Source organism: Enhydrobacter sp., from assembly GCA_025808875.1.
GTDB lineage: Bacteria > Pseudomonadota > Alphaproteobacteria > Reyranellales > Reyranellaceae > Reyranella.
Genome location: CP075528.1, coordinates 2,824,626 through 2,841,032 on the forward strand (window position 1 = coordinate 2,824,626; position 16,407 = coordinate 2,841,032).

At 67.0% G+C, this 16,407-nt stretch carries 18 protein-coding genes; 4 read left to right on the forward strand and 14 right to left on the reverse strand.

All coding sequences use genetic code 11. The annotated features are described in order from the left end of the window. Positions 1 to 314: 314 nt before the first annotated feature. The 4 genes from KIT25_14020 to KIT25_14035 form a co-directional block, all read right to left on the reverse strand. Positions 315 to 494 carry a hypothetical protein gene (locus tag KIT25_14020; protein ID UYN93183.1) on the reverse strand — a complete coding sequence of 60 codons (180 nt, stop codon included), beginning with the start codon at positions 492 to 494 and terminating at the stop codon, positions 315 to 317. After that, positions 491 to 2,806: an ATP-dependent Clp protease ATP-binding subunit ClpA gene (gene clpA, locus KIT25_14025; GenBank protein ID UYN97936.1), complete on the reverse strand. Its 2,316-nt coding sequence runs from the start codon at positions 2,804 to 2,806 to the stop codon at positions 491 to 493. Before clpA ends, KIT25_14020 begins: the two co-directional genes overlap by 4 nt. Before the next feature lie 32 nt (positions 2,807 to 2,838). Beyond that, positions 2,839 to 3,255 (reverse strand): ATP-dependent Clp protease adapter ClpS, encoded by a 417-nt coding sequence (clpS, locus tag KIT25_14030; protein UYN93184.1) that lies wholly within the window; start codon positions 3,253 to 3,255, stop codon positions 2,839 to 2,841. A gap of 66 nt (positions 3,256 to 3,321) precedes the next feature. After that, positions 3,322 to 4,143, reverse strand: coding sequence for a hypothetical protein (locus KIT25_14035; protein ID UYN93185.1), 822 nt, complete (start codon positions 4,141 to 4,143; stop codon positions 3,322 to 3,324). A 44-nt stretch (positions 4,144 to 4,187) separates the two neighbouring features. On the opposite strand from KIT25_14035, the gene KIT25_14040 reads away from it, so the two are divergent. Beyond that, entirely contained in the window at positions 4,188 to 5,591 is a 1,404-nt protein-coding gene (locus tag KIT25_14040; GenBank protein ID UYN93186.1) for a D-alanyl-D-alanine carboxypeptidase, read from the forward strand. Here KIT25_14040 and KIT25_14045 read toward each other — a convergent pair. The 10 genes from KIT25_14045 to fabD all read right to left on the reverse strand — a co-directional run bounded on the left by KIT25_14045 (position 5,560) and on the right by fabD (position 14,799). Further along, positions 5,560 to 5,997: a gamma-glutamylcyclotransferase gene (locus tag KIT25_14045; GenBank protein UYN93187.1), complete on the reverse strand. Its 438-nt coding sequence runs from the start codon at positions 5,995 to 5,997 to the stop codon at positions 5,560 to 5,562. The genes KIT25_14040 and KIT25_14045 overlap by 32 nt on opposite strands. After that, positions 5,994 to 7,394, reverse strand: a complete 1,401-nt coding sequence (locus KIT25_14050; protein ID UYN93188.1) for a phosphomannomutase/phosphoglucomutase — start codon at positions 7,392 to 7,394, stop codon at positions 5,994 to 5,996. Before KIT25_14050 ends, KIT25_14045 begins: the two co-directional genes overlap by 4 nt. Positions 7,395 to 7,419: 25 nt before the next feature. Continuing rightward, positions 7,420 to 8,736: a UDP-glucose/GDP-mannose dehydrogenase family protein gene (locus KIT25_14055; protein ID UYN93189.1), complete on the reverse strand. Its 1,317-nt coding sequence runs from the start codon at positions 8,734 to 8,736 to the stop codon at positions 7,420 to 7,422. Between the two features lie 4 nt (positions 8,737 to 8,740). Next, positions 8,741 to 9,616 carry a UTP--glucose-1-phosphate uridylyltransferase GalU gene (galU, locus tag KIT25_14060; GenBank protein UYN93190.1) on the reverse strand — a complete coding sequence of 292 codons (876 nt, stop codon included), beginning with the start codon at positions 9,614 to 9,616 and terminating at the stop codon, positions 8,741 to 8,743. A 63-nt stretch (positions 9,617 to 9,679) separates the two neighbouring features. Next, positions 9,680 to 10,384, reverse strand: coding sequence for a hypothetical protein (locus KIT25_14065; GenBank protein ID UYN93191.1), 705 nt, complete (start codon positions 10,382 to 10,384; stop codon positions 9,680 to 9,682). Between the two features lie 3 nt (positions 10,385 to 10,387). Continuing rightward, complete coding sequence (mltG, locus tag KIT25_14070) at positions 10,388 to 11,371, reverse strand: endolytic transglycosylase MltG (protein ID UYN97937.1); 984 nt, start codon at positions 11,369 to 11,371, stop codon at positions 10,388 to 10,390. Positions 11,372 to 11,441: 70 nt separating this feature from the next. After that, a complete protein-coding gene (gene fabF, locus KIT25_14075; GenBank protein ID UYN93192.1) occupies positions 11,442 to 12,698 on the reverse strand; it encodes a beta-ketoacyl-ACP synthase II in 1,257 nt (418 codons plus the stop codon). Between the two features lie 34 nt (positions 12,699 to 12,732). Next, positions 12,733 to 12,972: an acyl carrier protein gene (locus tag KIT25_14080; GenBank protein UYN93193.1), complete on the reverse strand. Its 240-nt coding sequence runs from the start codon at positions 12,970 to 12,972 to the stop codon at positions 12,733 to 12,735. Positions 12,973 to 13,108: 136 nt separating this feature from the next. Then, complete coding sequence (gene fabG / locus KIT25_14085; GenBank protein ID UYN93194.1) at positions 13,109 to 13,846, reverse strand: 3-oxoacyl-[acyl-carrier-protein] reductase; 738 nt, start codon at positions 13,844 to 13,846, stop codon at positions 13,109 to 13,111. A gap of 11 nt (positions 13,847 to 13,857) precedes the next feature. Beyond that, complete coding sequence (gene fabD / locus KIT25_14090; GenBank protein ID UYN93195.1) at positions 13,858 to 14,799, reverse strand: ACP S-malonyltransferase; 942 nt, start codon at positions 14,797 to 14,799, stop codon at positions 13,858 to 13,860. A 224-nt stretch (positions 14,800 to 15,023) separates the two neighbouring features. Here fabD and rpsF point away from each other — a divergent pair, with 224 nt between their 5' ends. Genes rpsF through rplI form a run of 3 tightly spaced genes read left to right on the forward strand, consistent with a single transcriptional unit; the run spans position 15,024 to position 16,358 of the window. Beyond that, complete coding sequence (gene rpsF / locus KIT25_14095) at positions 15,024 to 15,470, forward strand: 30S ribosomal protein S6 (GenBank protein UYN93196.1); 447 nt, start codon at positions 15,024 to 15,026, stop codon at positions 15,468 to 15,470. Then, positions 15,467 to 15,700 (forward strand): 30S ribosomal protein S18, encoded by a 234-nt coding sequence (rpsR, locus tag KIT25_14100; GenBank protein ID UYN93197.1) that lies wholly within the window; start codon positions 15,467 to 15,469, stop codon positions 15,698 to 15,700. Before rpsF ends, rpsR begins: the two co-directional genes overlap by 4 nt. A 22-nt stretch (positions 15,701 to 15,722) precedes the next feature. Then, positions 15,723 to 16,358 carry a 50S ribosomal protein L9 gene (gene rplI / locus KIT25_14105; protein UYN97938.1) on the forward strand — a complete coding sequence of 212 codons (636 nt, stop codon included), beginning with the start codon at positions 15,723 to 15,725 and terminating at the stop codon, positions 16,356 to 16,358. Positions 16,359 to 16,407 lie beyond the last annotated feature (49 nt).

Here is a 16,407-nt window from a genome sequence, read left to right on the forward strand (position 1 = left end):
TGCCCGCCAGTAGGGCAATTGTATGTAGACATACGGAAAAACGCTGCCGGAAATACCGGAAATACCGCAAATCCCCGGTCACGGGTCGGGAGGACGGGTCGGCGGGCGATTGGCGAAGCAGAACGTCGATACGGGAAATCCCGCGCGGCCCTCGCGGCCGGAAGTGGTCTTGGTGCTCATGGGCGCATTTTACCTCGACGCGCCCTTGAGGACCTAATCGGGTCGATGGATTCCGTCCGATGCCGATGGCGTCTGCATCGGAGGGCGATTCGACCCCCCGATTCCGGCGCCGGACGCGAATCTGACTCTCTTCGTCAGCCGGCACCGACCATCAAAATGCCAAGAAAGAACACGACGAAGAACACCAGCGGCTCCGTCATGCCGAGGGGGGCCTGCCAACCGATCCTGTCGATCAACATCAGCGCCACCCAGAACACCGCGGTGGCAAGCACCGCGGCCCGGAGTGCAACCCAGAGCGGACGGAACGCCTTCACTCAACCAGCACCGGTTCCTGGCTGGCCGGCGGCAGCGCCCCGCGTTCGGGCGGCAGGAAGGTGAAGACGAGCTTGCGCCCATCGCCGTCGCCCTCGGCGTCGACGCGCACCGTGCCGCCGCCCGAGAGCTTGCCGAACAGCACTTCCTCGGCCAGCGGCTTCTTCACGTGCTCCTGGATGATTCGCGCGAGCGGCCGGGCACCGAACAGGCGATCGTAGCCCTTCTCCGCCAGCCAGCGGCGTGCACCCTCGGACAGCTCGATGAAGACCTTGCGATCGGCGAGCTGCACTTCGAGCTCGGCGACGAACTTGTCCACCACCTTGCCCATGCTCTCGGGACCGAGATTGGCGAACTTGATGATCGCGTCGAGACGATTGCGAAACTCCGGCGCGAACAGGCGATTGATGGTGTCGTCGTCCTCGTCGATCCGCACCTCGCGGCCGAAGCCGACCGCGGGCCTGGCGAGGTCGGCCGCCCCGGCGTTGGTCGTCATGCACAGGATGACGTTACGAAAGTCCACCGTGCGCCCGTTGTGGTCGGTCAGCTTGCCGTAGTCCATCACCTGCAGGAGGATGTTGAACACATCCGGATGCGCCTTCTCGATCTCGTCGAGCAGGATCACGCAATGCGGATGCTGGTTCACCTTGTCGGTGAGCAGTCCGCCCTGGTCGAAACCGACATAGCCCGGCGGCGCGCCGATCAGGCGGCTGACGCTGTGGCGCTCCATGTATTCCGACATGTCGAAGCGAATGAGCTCGAGCCCGAGCAAACGCGCGAGCTGGCGCGTCACCTCGGTCTTGCCCACGCCGGTCGGGCCGGCCAGCAGGTAGCTGCCGATGGGCTTCTCCGGATTGCGCAGGCCGGCGCGCGCGAGCTTGATGGCGGCGGCGAGCTGTTCGATCGCCTTGTCCTGGCCGAACACGACGGTCTTCAGATCGCGATCAATGTTGCGCAGCAGCTCGGTGTCGTCCTTCGACACGCTCTTGGGCGGGATGCGCGCGATCTTGGCGACGATCTCCTCGATGTCGGGAACGTCGATCATGGTCTTGCGCGCGTCCGCCGGGCGGAGCATCTGCGCCGCGCCGACCTCGTCGATGACATCGATCGACTTGTCGGGAAGCTTGCGGTCGTGGATGTAGCGCGCCGCCAGCTCGACCGAGGCCTTGATGGCATCGTCCGTGTAGGTGACGTGATGGTGCTTCTCGTAGACCGGCTTGAGGCCCTGCATGATCTGCACGGCATCCGCGATCGAGGGTTCCGGCACGTCGATCTTCTGGAAGCGCCGCACCAGGGCGCGATCCTTCTCGAAGTAGTTGCGATACTCCTTGTAGGTGGTCGAGCCGATGCACCGCAGCTCACCCGACTGGAGCGAGGGCTTGAGCAGGTTCGACGCGTCCATCGAACCGCCCGACGTGGCCCCGGCGCCGATGATGGTGTGGATCTCGTCGATGAAGAGCACCGAGTTCGGCTTCTTCTTGAGCTCGGCGAGGACCGCCTTGAGCCGCTCCTCGAAGTCGCCGCGGTAACGCGTGCCGGCGAGCAGCGCGCCCATGTCGAGCGCGTAGATCACCGATTCCTTCAGCACGTCCGGCACCTCGCCCTCGATGATCTTTCGCGCCAGCCCTTCGGCGATGGCGGTCTTGCCGACACCGGGCTCGCCGACATAGAGCGGGTTGTTCTTGGTACGCCGGCACAGTACCTGGATGGTGCGCTCGACCTCGTGCTCGCGGCCGATCAGCGGATCGACACGGCCTTCGCGCGCCTTCTGGTTGAGATCGACGCAGTACGTCGCGAGCGCCTCGTTGCCCTGCTTGGCAGCAGCCTCGCCACCGTTCTCCTCGTCCGACCCCGCGACCCGGCGCGCGCGCGCCCGGCCGGGAACCTTGGCCTTGCCGTGACTGATGTAGTCGACGGCGTCGAGCCGCGACATTCCCTGGTTCTCGAGGAACGACACGGCATGGCTGTCGCGCTCGGAAAACAGCGCAACCAGCACGTTGGCGCCGGTCACTTCCTTGCGGCCCGACGATTGCACATGGACAGCGGCGCGCTGGACAACGCGCTGAAAGCCCGCCGTCGGCAGCGGCTCGCTCGGAGTCTGCGTGACGATGCCCTTGAGCCGGTTGTCGATGAAGGTCTCGAGGTCGTGCCGCAGGCGGTCGACATCGACGCCGCACGCCTTGAGCACGGGTGTCGCGTCATCGTCTTCGGTCATCGCCAGCAGCAGGTGCTCGAGCGTCGCATATTCGTGCCGACGCTCGCCCGCCAGCGCGAACGCCCGATGGAGGGATTTCTCGAGGTTCTTGGACAACATGGACATCGAACACCTCGACTAGATGATGAACTCTACTCTTTCTCGAGCGTGCATTGCAGCGGGTGCTGATTCTTGCGCGCGTAGTCGACCGTCTGGGTCACCTTGGTCTCGGCGACCTCGTAAGTGTACACACCGCACACGCCGACGCCCTTCTGGTGGACATGCAGCATGATCTTGGTCGCCTCTTCCCGATTTTTCTGGAAGATGTGCTGAAGCACGTCGACCACGAACTCCATGGGAGTGTAGTCGTCGTTCAGCATCAACACCTTGTACATCGACGGCTTCTTGGTGCGGGTGCGGGTCAGCGTCAGTGCACCGGCGCGCCCATCCTCGTTGTCGCCATCGTCGCGGCGCGGCGGTTGCTGCGGCGGACCGCCGGGCGGCTCCTTGGGGCCACCCAGCCGACTGCCGTCGCCGTGCCAATCGCTTGCGGTGCTCTGCACTGACATCGCCGTTCCGATACCGTCTCCTGTCCCCGTCACCCGGGAATTATATAGGCAGCCCAAACGGTTCCGCTACCTCGGCCGCAGTCCATCCTTCCCCACGACCAACTGCCAGCGGTCGGCCGTTTCGCGGCCCGGCCGCATGTTGGGATCGCGCCGCAACTCGGCGGGTTCGAGCTTGCGCGGACGATTGATCGGGACGGGAACGTTGTCCCATGCGAAAAGTTTCTCCGCGAAGCGAACCCTCACAAAGCCGTCGGTCGGATGGTGATAGGCTTGAAAGCCCCACGTGCCGTTGCGGCACGAAGCGACGGTCCACCAGAAATCGTTGTCGGGCAGTCGCAATCCGTCCGGTGGCGGGCCGAACGCCGCACTCGCGTCGAGCAACCCCACGAGTTCGCGGGTCTCTGCCTCGAGCAGCAGTCGCTGGCCTCGCTTCATTCGCCACGGCGCCGTGACGTCACCAGGCGAGCCGATGGAGATGGAATTGGCCCGCCCCTGATCGGAGAGCACGCCGATATTGAGACCGGCAACGCCGTCAGGTTGCAGAAAGATTTCGTAGGTGCGGACTTGCTCCTCCCAGATCGCGTTGTAGACGAGCCTCACGCGATTGCGTCCGCCGGGCACGCACGCCTCGCGAATGTCGTCGCCGGCGACGTACGAGAACCAATGGAAGCTGCGAACGATGGGCTGATCGACGTTGCGGTCCGGCCGCTGGGCCATCGCCGGCACAATCGCCACCGTCGCCAGCAGAAGCGCCATCACCAGCCTCATCGACGCCCTCCCGAGAACAGAGGAAGCAGTTTCCGAACCAAGTGAGGCATCTGCGCGGCAGGGAAATCGTTGCACGGGACGGAATTTTCCACTATCCTGTAAGAAATAGCCGCAACTCATTGGTTCGGCATAAGAATTTTAGTCCAGTCAGTGGCGTTTCGGCAATGACACACCCCTTTGCGCGCCCGGCGGCAGGCCTGTTCTGGTTTGCCGCCTGTCTCTTTCTTGTAGCCACGACCCTGCCGACCGCTGTCGAAGCGCAGACGTCGGCCGTCAAGCGCGCCTCCACGAAGGCCCGCACGACCAAGGTTGCACGCCCTGCCGCCTCGACCTGGGCGCCCAATCCCGCGGTCCGCGCCAAGGATGCCTATCTGATCGTCGACGCCACGACCGGGCGGGAACTGCTTTCGGATCATGCCGAGGAGCTGCGCCATCCCGCATCGCTCACCAAATTGATGACGCTCTACCTAACGTTCGCGGCGCTCGATTCGGGTCGTCTGTCGCTCGACGACACCCTGCCGGTCTCCGTTCAGGCAGCGAACGCGCCGCCGACCAAGATGGGAGTCGGCAGGGGGGCAGTCATCACGGTGCGTGACGCCGCCATGGGCCTGATCACGCGCTCGGCAAACGACGCCGCCATCGTGCTGGCGGAGGCGATGGCCGGCTCGGAGGACAACTTCGCCCGGCTGATGACCCAGAGAGCGCGCCAACTCGGCATGGCATCGACGGTATTTCGCAACGCCTCGGGGCTGCCCAGCCGCGAGCAGGTGACGACCGCGCGCGACATGGCCCGCCTCGCCCATGCCCTGTTGCGCGACTTTCCGCACTACTACGCGGTGTTCTCCGCCCAGAGCTACGGTTATCGCGGACGCGTGCTGGAGAACCACAATCGCATGTTGGCGAACTACGCCGGTGCCGACGGCCTCAAGACCGGATACACTGCGGCATCGGGCTTCAATCTGGTGATGTCGGCCGTCCGCGATGACCGCCGGCTGATCGGCGTGGTCATGGGCGGCAACACCGCGTTCCAGCGCGACCGCCAGATGGCCGACTTGATGGACCGCGGCTTCGCTCATGCCCACGCGTTGCGGCTTGCAGGCTGGCAGTGGCCGCAGATGCCGGCGCGCGCGCGCTACCAGGCGGCACACTTCGTGCCGGGAATCGCGGGCCCTGCCCTCGCGCGCGCACCGCAGCCGGCATCGCCCACCCAGGTCGAGGCCGTGCTGGCGTCGATGCGTGCCGCGCCGGCGTCGAACGCCGCGCCCGTTGGCGATGGTGGCGCCACCCCTTCGGCCGGAAGCTGGGTGATCCAGGTTGGCTCGTTTGCCGATTCGCGCGCCGCCGAACTCGCCCTGCAACGGGCGTCGTCCGCCCTCCCCGACCCGATTCGCGCCAACAGCGCCATCTCGGTCGACGAGGTGCAGATGGCCCACAAGACATTCCACCGCGCGCGCGTCACCAACCTCTCGCAGGAAGAGGCACTGGAAGGCTGCAAGCGTCTGGAGGCGCGGAAAATCTACTGCGCCGCCCTCGAGGTCACTGCCTGGAATACGCCGGGTGCGCGCTGAAGGCGCGCCGCAGCCTGTCGACGAACGCCCGCTTGTAACGCCACTGCCAGGCGGTCAGAATCCAGTCGCCATCGGTCGGCTGGAAGCGATGCTGGACCGGCTCGAACACCGCCACGGTCGTCAACCGGCCGCCCAGCCTCACCTTCAGCGGCGCTATCCTGTAGCCCGGCCCTTCGTAGGCGGCGAGCCGCGCCACGTCGCGGCCGCTCAGCCCGCCCACCACCATGCCCGCGACCTCGGCGCGTGGATCGCGCAAGACGATCGGATAGCTCGCGCCCTTGACGCGGCGCCTGACGTGGCCCGCCAACCAGGCCGGCCGGTACGCGGCAGGCGAGAGGCGCCGGCCGATGACCAGGGCCATGACGTCGCGGTCGAGCAGCGTTCCGTAGAAGAAGAAGCGCATCAATGGCCGGCCGACGCGTCCTCGGGTAACTCGACGCCGCTCGCGGCGAGGGCCGCCCTGAGCTCGCCCTTGAGTCTTTCCAGCCCCGGCTCGCTGGCGCTCTCGCAGCGCGCGACCAGCACCGCCTGGGTGTTCGAGGCACGCAGCAGCCACCAGCCGTCAGGCGTGTTGACGCGCACGCCATCGATGTCCGAGAGCTTGGCGCCCACCTGCTCGAGGCGCGCCTTGACCTCGTCGACGATCCTGAACTTGCGCTCCTCGGCGCAATCGAAGCGCAGCTCCGGCGTGTTCACAAGCTGGGGAAGCTTGTCGCGCATCTCGGCCAGGCTCTCATCGGTCGCGGCGACGATGTTGAGCAGCCGCAGGCCGCAATACAGCGCATCGTCGAAGCCGTAGAACGTATCGGCAAAGAAGATGTGCCCGCTCATCTCACCGGCAAGCGGTGCGCCGAGCTCCGCCATCTTGCTCTTGATCAGCGAATGGCCGGTCTTCCACATGAGCGGCGTGCCGCCGGCGCGCGCGATCTCGTCGAACAGCGCCTGGCTCGCCTTGACGTCGGCGATGATCGTCGCCCCGGCGTGGCCCTTCAGCACGTCGCGCGCCCACAGGATCATGAGCTGGTCGCCCCACAGGATGCGGCCCTTGCCGTCGACCGCGCCGATGCGGTCGCCGTCGCCGTCGAAGGCGATGCCGAGGTCGCAGCCGCGCTTCCTCACCTCCGCCACGAGCTGCTCGAGATTCTTCGGCACCGTGGGATCGGGGTGATGCGACGGGAAGGTACCGTCGACCGTCTCGTTCAGGATGAAATGCTCTCCGGGCAACCTGGAGACGACGGCCCGGATCGAGACGCCCACCGCACCGTTGCCGGTATCCCAGGCGACCTTGAGCTTGCGCCCGGGTTTGACGTCCTTCAGCAGGCGCTCGGCATAGGCCTCGAGGATGTTCTTCTTCTCGAGCGCTCCCTTGCCGCTCTCGAAATCCCCCCCGGCCGCGATCGCGCCGAGCGTCTGGATGTCGGCACCGAAGAACGACTTCTTGCCCATCATCATCTTGAAGCCGTTGTAGTCGGGCGGATTGTGCGAGCCGGTGATCTGGATGCCGCCGTCCATCTCGAGATGCCACACGGCGTAGTACAGCATCGGCGTCGAGACGCAGCCGATGTCGGTCACGTCGACGCCCGCGGCCGTGAGGCCGTCGATGCAGGCCGCCGCCAGCTCGGGCGAGCTCAGCCTGCCGTCGTAGCCCAGCGCCACCCGCTTGCCGCCGTTGCGACGCACCAATGTGCCGAAAGCCCGGCCAATCGCGGCGGCATCGGCCACCTTGAGGGTGCTGCCGACGATGCCGCGGATGTCGTACTCGCGCAGGATCGTCGGATCGAACTTGTGCGCCTTCTGGTTCATGCAATTTACTCCGGACTGGCTTCGCTCAAACGCGCGGCCTGGGGCGCCCAACGCACTCGTAGGCGAATCCGAGACCGCGCATCTCCTCGGGATCGAAAATGTTCCGCAGATCGACGATGCGCGGCAGGCGCATCGCCTCCTTGATACGCCGGGGATCGAGCCCGCGGAACTCGTGCCACTCCGTTATCACGACCAGCACGTCGGCTCCCGACGCCGCCTCGTAGGCGGTCTTGGCATAGGCGACGTCCTTCAGCAGTTTCGCCGCCTCGGTCATGCCCTCGGGATCGAAGGCGACGATCTTCGCACCGGCCGCCTGCAGGGCCGGGACGATGTCGAGGGAGGGCGCGTCGCGCATGTCGTCGGTGTTGGGCTTGAAGGTCAGGCCGAGCACCGCGACGGTCAGGCCGGCGACCGATCCGCCGCAGAAGTCGATGACCTTGCGCGCCATCCGCTTCTTGCGCGCATTGTTCACCTCGATGACCTGCTCGACGATGGTCTGCGGCGCGTCGGCTTCGCGCGCCGTGTAGGCGAGCGCCAGCGTGTCCTTGGGGAAGCACGAGCCGCCGAAACCGGGCCCGGGGTGCAGGAATTTGCGGCCGATGCGACCGTCGAGCCCGATGCCCCGCGCCACGTCGTGGACGTCGGCGCCGACCTTCTCGCAGAGGTCGGCGATCTCATTGATGAAGGTGATCTTGGTGGCGAGGAAGGCGTTGCCGGCGTACTTCGTCACCTCCGCCGTCTCGATGTTGGTGAACACCATCGGCGTCTGGATCAGGTTGAGCGGCCGATAGATCGCCGCCATGACGTCGCGGGCACGCTCGCTCTCGACGCCGATCACGACACGATCGGGCTTCATGAAATCCTCGATCGCCGCTCCCTCGCGCAGGAACTCGGGGTTGGACGCCACGTCGAACTGCGCCGAAGGCCGGGTCTCGCGGATGATGCGCGCCACCTCGCGTCCGGTGCCCACCGGGACGGTCGACTTGGTGACGACCACGGTGTAGCGGCGGATGGCCGAGGCGATCTCCGCGGCCGCGGCATAGACGTAGCTCAGGTCGGCATGGCCGTCGCCGCGCCGCGTCGGCGTGCCGACGGCGATGAACACGGCGTCGGCCCCGCCCACCGCGTCCACCAGGCCGGTGCCGAACGACAGCCGCCCGGCCCGCATGTTGTCGGCGACGAGCCGATCGAGGCCCGGCTCGTAGATCGGGATCTCGCCGCGCCGCAGCCGTTCGATCTTGGCCGGGTCCTTGTCGACGCACACGACGTCGTGCCCGAACTGGGCGAAGCATGCCCCGGAGACCAGACCGACATAACCCGACCCGACCATCGCGATGCGCATTGGATCAGCCCTTCAGCAGCCGCGTCAGCATCGCCCGCGTCTCCGCCGCCGTGTCGGCGCGATGCAACGCCACCCCGACATTGGCCTCGAGAAAGCCCGCGCGACTGCCGCAATCATAGCGTAGACCACCGTAGCGCAATCCATGGAACGGCTGGCCGCCGATCATGCGGGCCATGGCGTCGGTGAGCTGGATCTCGCCGCCCGCGCCCTTCTCGTGCCGGTCGAGATGATCGAACACTTCGGGCAGCAGCACGTAGCGCCCGATGATCGCCAGGGTCGACGGCGCCTCCTCCGGCCGGGGCTTCTCGACCATGGCGGTGATCTCGGCCAATCCGTCCTTCTCGTTGCAGACGGCGGCGATACCGTAGCTCTTGGTCTGCTCGCGCGGCACGTCCATGACGGCAACCACACTGCCGCCGGTCTTCCCGTGTGCGGCGACGAGTTGGGCGGTACAGGTCGGCGAGCCGATCGTCAGCTCGTCCGGCAGCAGCACCGCGAACGGCTCGCGCCCCACCCATTCGCGCGCGCACCAGACGGCGTGGCCGAGGCCGAGGGGCCTTTGCTGGCGGGTGAAGACGGCGTTGCCGGCGCCGATGGTGGCGCCCTGCGTCTGCTTCAGCTCGGGCGCCTTCTTGCGCAGTTCGAGCGTCGCTTCGAGTTCGTAGGCGGCGTCGAAGTGATCCTCGAGCGCACCCTTGTTGCGGCCCGTCACGAACACGAACTGCTCGATGCCCGCGGCGAGGCATTCCTCGACGGCATACTGGATCAGCGGACGATCGACGACCGTGAGCATCTCCTTGGGCACCGCCTTGGTGGCCGGCAGGAATCGCGTACCCAGCCCGGCCACCGGCAGGACGGCTTTGCGAACGCGCTGCGCCATTTCATCGACCTCGCTGCAGGGAGGGACGCGGTTGATGCCACAGCGGCGCAGGGGCTGGCAAGGTCAGCCGAGCAGCACGTCCTTGGCTCGGTTGATGCGCGCGGCGAGATCGGCACTGCCGCCGGCGTCGGGGTGCATGCGTTGGATGAGACGGCGGTGAGCCGCGCGAATGTCGTCGTCACTCGCGTCATCCGCCAAGCCGAGCACGGCCAGCGCCTCGCCGCGGCTCATGTCGCCGCGTGGCGCCGAGGGCGGCGGCCGCGAATTCCGCCATTGTGCGCCGAGGCGACGGTCGAGATAGGCCTCCAGCACCTTGGCCGAATCCGGATCGCCGGCGCACTCGGCATGGAGATCGAGCAACTCACCGTCGCCGAGCGAATCCAGAGTGCGGCCGCGGAACCGCCCGTCCAGCACGCTGCCGCCGACATCGCCGGTCGCATGATCGATCCAGGCCTCGAGGAACGCCGTTCGCACCTGTGTGCGCTGTCCCGTGCCTGGCGTGCTGAAGCCGCCCGACGGGCGCGACCGCATCGCCCGCGCGATCAGCGCCGCGATCGCCACCCCGGCCAGGCCGAACAATTCGGGCAACAGGCCAGGCAGGAAGCGGATGCCGAAGATCAGCAGGCCGCCCGCCCCGAGCACGGCCATTATGGCGAACAGCAGCCTGAGGCGGCGCGCCACGGTCGACGGGTTGGCGCGCAGGAACCACATCACGCCGACCGCGGCCACGGCCAGCAGCGACAGAGCGGCCGCGACGGCGTACATCATCTCCTATCGCCGCGCCGGCGGTGGGCCGGCCGGTCGCGACGGCGCGCCCGGCGATTGCTCCTGCCGCTCGCGCTGAATTTCGCGCCAGCGCGCGACGTTGCGATTGTGGTCGGCGAGAGTCGTGGCAAAGGCATGGCCGCCCTGGCCGTCGGCGACGAAATAGATCGAACGATCGCGCGGCGCGGGGTGGGTGGCGGCGACGATGGCGGCGCGTCCCGGGTTGCAGATCGGGCCGGGCGGCAGGCCGGCCACTTGGTAGGTGTTGTAGGGCGAATCAGACTGCAGGTCGGCGCGCGTCAGTTCACGGCCGAACGGCGCCTTGCCGAGGGTCAGGCCGTAGATCGTCGTTGGATCGCTGTCGAGCCGCATGCGGGCCCGCAAACGGTTGACGAACACCGCGGCGACCCTGGCGCGTTCGGCCGGCACCGCCGTCTCCTTCTCGATGATCGAGGCGAGGATCAAGGCCTGGCGCCGGTTGGCGAGCGGCAGGCCGGCGGCGCGCTTGCGCCACGCCTCGTCCAGGGTCTTGGCCATCGCCTCCTTCATGCGCAGCAGCAGCCCGTCGCGGGTGTCGTCGCGCGAATAGAAGTAGGTCTCGGGCAGCAGGTCGCCCTCGGCGACATCGATCGTGATCTCGCCCGACAGTGCCTCGGTCCTGCGCACGAGGTCGAGGATCTCGGCGGTCGTCAGGCCCTCGGGCACGGTGAGGCGGCGCTGGACCTGCTTGCCCGACTGCAGCAGCTCGATGATCGCCAGCATAGACGCGCGGGCCGGGACCTCGTACTCGCCGGCCTTGATCGGCCGTGGCGTGGGATCGATCATCAGCGCCACGCGGAACAGCCGTGGATAGGCGACCACGCCCTCCTCGTGCAGCACCCTGGCCATCGTCGCCGGGCCGGCGCCGCGCGGGATGACGACGTTGCGCGGCGAATCGAGCGGGCCTTCGGCGACGATCAGCGTGTGGCCGAGCGGCAGCGCGCCACCCATCACGGTGACGAGCAGAACGACGAAAAACAGGACCCAACGAAAAAAGCTGAGCACCCTCAGCCTCCGATGATCACACCGGACCGAAAATCAGCGACGCGTTGGTGCCGCCGAAACCGAACGAGTTGCTGAGCGCGTGGCGGACCTTGCGTTGCTTGGCCTGCTTCGGCACCAAGTCTATATCGCAGCCCTCGTCCGGCTCGTCGAGATTGAGCGTTGGCGGAACGGCCTGCTCGACGATCGACTTGATGGCGTAGATGGCCTCGATCGCGCCGGCGGCCCCCAGGAGGTGGCCGGTCGCAGACTTGGTCGACGACATGGAAAGCTTGTAGGCGTCCTGGCCGAACGTCTTCTTCACGGCGCCGAGCTCGATGACGTCGGCCATGGTCGACGTGCCGTGCGCGTTCACATAGTCGATCTGGTCGGTGCCGAGGCGCGCGCGCTTCAGCGCCGCCTGCATGGCGCGCATCGCGCCGTCGCCGTCCTCGGACGGCGCGGTGATGTGATAGGCGTCGCCCGACAGGCCGTAGCCGATCACCTCGGCGTAGATCCTGGCGCCGCGCCTGCGGGCGTGCTCGTACTCCTCGAGCACCACGCAGCCCGCGCCTTCGCCCATCACGAACCCGTCGCGCCGCCTGTCCCACGGCCGCGACGCCTGGGCGGGCGTGTCGTTGAAGTCGGTCGACAGCGCCTTGCAGGCGTTGAAGCCGGCGATGCCGATGCGGCAGATCGCGGCCTCGGCGCCGCCGGCCACCATGACGTCGGCGTCGTCGAGCTGGATCAGCCGCGCCGCGTCGCCGAGGGCGTGGGCCCCCGTCGCGCACGCCGTCACCACGGAATGATTCGGGCCCTTGAAGCCGTACCTGATCGACACCTGGCCCGAGGCGAGGTTGATCAGCGCCGACGGGATGAAGAACGGGCTGACGCGGCGGGGGCCGCGATCCTTGAGCACGAGCGACGTCTCGTAGATCGTCTGCAGGCCGCCGATGCCCGAGCCGATCATCACGCCGGTCCGGCGCCGACCCTCGTCGTCCTGCGGCTTCCACCCCGAATCCTCGACCGCCTGCTCGGCGGCAGCGATGCCGAAGACGATGAACTTGTCGAGCTTGCGCTGGTCCTTGGGCGCGATGTAGGCGTCGGCGTTGAAGTGGCCGTTGGCCTTGTCGCCGACCGGCACCTCGCCGGCGATCTTGGTCGCGAGGTCGGTCGTGTCGAATGCCTGGATCGCGCGGATGCCCGATTCGGCCGCCATCAGGCGGCGCCAGTTGGTATCGACACCGTCGCCGAGCGGCGTCACCATGCCCATGCCGGTTACGACAACTCGCCTCATCGTTCGCCTTCCTCGTGTCGAAGCGGACAGGCGTTCAGGACTTGGCGTTGCTCTTGATGAAGCCGATGGCGTCGCCCACGGTCTGGATCTTCTCGGCCGCGTCGTCCGGGATCTCGATGCCGAATTCCTCCTCGAAGGCCATCACGAGTTCGACCGTGTCGAGGCTGTCCGCGCCGAGGTCGTCGATGAACTTGGCGTCTTCCTTGACCTGCGCGGCCTCGACACCGAGATGCTCCACGACGATCTTCTTAACGCGCTCGGCAATATCGCTCATTTTGCTCTTCCTTCCCGTGTCTTCCCGGATTGGGGTCGCCTCAAGGGGCAGGCGAATCGGCCCCTCCTAACATAGCTCCCCGGCCAAGGCTAGGGCCGGAAATCCTACAAAATCAGGCACTTGTGAGGATTCGCCCTCAGATCATCGCCATCCCGCCGTTGATGTGCAGGGTCTGCCCCGTGACGTAGCCGGCCTCGTCACTGGCGAGGTAGACGACTCCCGCGGCGATCTCGTCGGGCGTGCCCAGACGCTCGGCCGGCACGCGCGCAAGGATGGCCTTTTTCTGCTCGTCGGTGAGCACGTCGGTCATCGGCGTGGCGATGAACCCGGGCGCGATGCAATTCACCGTAATGCTGCGCGAGGCGAGCTCCAGCGCGAGCGACTTCGACAGGCCGATCAGGCCGGCCTTGGCGGCCGCATAGTTGGCCTGGCCCGGGTTTCCGGTCACGCCGACGATCGAGGTTATGTTGATCACCCGACCGAAACGGCGGCGCATCATGCCCCGCATCGCCGCCCGCGTGAGGCGGAAGGTGCCGGTGAGGTTCACCTGCAGCACCTTCTCCCATTCCTCGTCCTTCATGCGCATCGAAATGTTGTCGCGCGTGATCCCGGCGTTGTTGACCAGGATGTCGATCTTGCCCATCGCCGCCTCGGCCTCCTTGGCCAACCGGTCAATATCGGCGGCATCGTCCATGCGCGCGGCGACGACATGCGCACGCTCCCCGAGCGAGCCCTTGAGCTGCTCGAGGGCGTCGGCGCGCGTGCCCGAGATCGTGACCGCCGCCCCACGGCCATGCAGCGCGCGAGCGATGGCGCCGCCGATGCCGCCTGAAGCGCCCGTGACGAGCGCCGACTTGCCGGAAAGATCGAACATCGCGCTGCTCCTCAGGCGGTCTTCAGAAAAGCCTCGATATCGGCCGGCGTGTTGAGGGCCAGCCCCGTCATCTCCTTGTCGATGCGCTTGACCAGGCCCGACAGCACCTTGCCCGAGCCGCATTCCACCAACGCATCGACTCCGCCCGACTTCATGTACTGGACGCTCTCGCGCCAGCGCACCAGGCCCGTGACCTGCTCGACCAGGCGGATCTTGATGTCGGCCGGGTTGGTGATCTCCGACGCCAGCACGTTGGCGACGAGCGGTACCTGCGGCGTGCCGAGCGTCACTTCCTCCAGCGCCTTCTGCATGGCGTCGGCGGCAGGCTGCATCAGCGGGCAATGGAAGGGCGCACTCACCGGCAGCGGCATGGCACGCTTGCAGCCGCGCGCCTTCGCCGCCTCGCCGGCCCGTTCCACCGCTTCCTTGTGGCCGCTGATGACGATCTGGCCGCCGCCATTGTCGTTCGCCACCGTCACGACCTGGCCGTGCGCGGCCTCCCGGCAGGCCTCCTGCGCCGCCTCCAGTTCGATGCCGAGCAATGCCGCCATGGCGCCGACGCCGACCGGCACGGCCTTCTGCATCGATTGCCCGCGCAGCTTGAGCAGGCGGGCGGCATCCGCGAGTTGCAGGGAGCCCGAGGCCGCCAGGGCCGAGTACTCGCCGAGGGAGTGGCCCGCCACATGGCTCGCGAAGCTTGCCAAGGGCTTTCCGCCGTCCTTCTCGAGGACCCGGATCACCGCGACACTCACCGCCATCAAGGCAGGCTGGGCATTCTCAGTCAGGACGAGGTCGGACTCGGGCCCCTCGCGCATCAACCGGGAAAGGTTTTGCTTCAACGCCTCGTCGATCTCCGCGAATACGTCGCGAGCCGTCGAGAAGGCGCCGGCAAGGTCGACGCCCATCCCCACGGCTTGGGAACCTTGTCCCGGAAACACGAAAGCGCGGCTCATGGGCAAATTCCCCCGGTTCTTGGCCTGAAGCGGGTCCCTCATACCCCAGTCGCGCCAGGGCCGAAACGCCTTGATTCGGGGGTATTTGTCTGTATAACCGCCGCTCTTCGGGGCCTAAATCGGCGCCGTCTCCTTGCCGCTCCCCGAACGATCGCGACGGGGCGGCTAGACCCGGCCGGTTCGTCAACTCCGGGTCGCCAACAGCCATAAGGAGCCTCAGTCAGATGGCATTGTACGAGAATGTCTTCATCGCGCGCCAGGACGTGCCGGCGACGCAAGTGGAGACCCTGACCAACCAGTTCTCCGAGCTCATCCAGAGCTTGGGCGGAACCGTTTCCAAGAAAGAGCATTGGGGACTGCGGTCCCTCGCCTTCCGGATCAAGAAGAACCGCAAGGGCCACTACACTCTGATGAACATCGACGCGCCGGCCGCTGCCGTGAAGGAGCTGGAGCGCACGATGTCGATCAACGAGGACATCATTCGCTTCCTGACGGTGCGCGTCGACGAGCTCGAGGAAGGCCCCTCGGCGGCGATGCAACGCAGCGCCGACAAGTCCGACCGACCGGGCGGCGACCGTCCGGAGCGTGGTGGCTGGGGCGATCGCGGGCCACGGCGCGAACGTCCACGATTCGGCGACGAAGCAACTCCCAGCATCGGAGATGAGGAATGAGCGCCGCCCGTCGACCTTTCACCCGCCGGCGCAAGAGTTGCCCGTTCTCGGGCGCCAACGCCCCCAAGATCGACTACAAAGACGTGCGGCTGTTGCAACGCTTCGTGTCGGAGCGCGGCAAGATCGTCCCGAGCCGCATTTCGGCGGTGTCGTCGAAGAAGCAGCGTGAGCTCGCCCAGGCGATCAAGCGTGCGCGATTCCTGGCGCTCCTTCCCTATCTGATCGCCTGAGAACGGGAGACGAACCATGCCGATGAACGTCATCCTGCTGGAGCGCGTGCCCAAGCTCGGTCAGATGGGCGATGTCGTGAAGGTGAAGCCCGGCTTCGCCCGCAACTTCCTGCTGCCCCAGAAGAAGGCCCTGCGCGCCACCAAGGACAACATCACCTACTTCGAATCGCAGCGTAAAGTGCTGGAGGCCCAGAACTTCGAGCGCCGCAGCGAGGCGGAAAAGGCCGGCGACAAGATGAAGGACCTCAAGGTCACGCTCATCCGCCAGGCCTCGGAAGCGCTGCAGCTCTACGGTTCGGTGACGTCGCGCGACATCGCCGAGGGCGCGGTTGCCGCCGGCGTCAAGATCGAACGCGGTCAGGTCGAGCTCGACAAGCCGATCAAGGCGCTGGGAGCGCACAGGATCAAGATCCACCTCCATCCCGAGGTGACGGTCGAGATCCTCGCCCTCGTCGCCCGCTCGCCGGACGAAGCCGAGTTCCTCGCCAAGGGCGGCACCCTGGTCGCCGAGACCGAGCGCGCGGCCCAGGAGGCGGCTGAAGCCGCTCAGCGCGCGCAGGCGCAGGCGGCGGCGCTGTTCGAGGCCAAGCCCGCCGCGGAGGGCGAGGCTGCCGAAGCTGCGGTCCCCGCCGAGGAAGCGGCAGCCGAACAGAAGTAGCGCCGCCGGCCTTGCGCCCCGCGATGCGATCCGACGCATGCCATTGCCT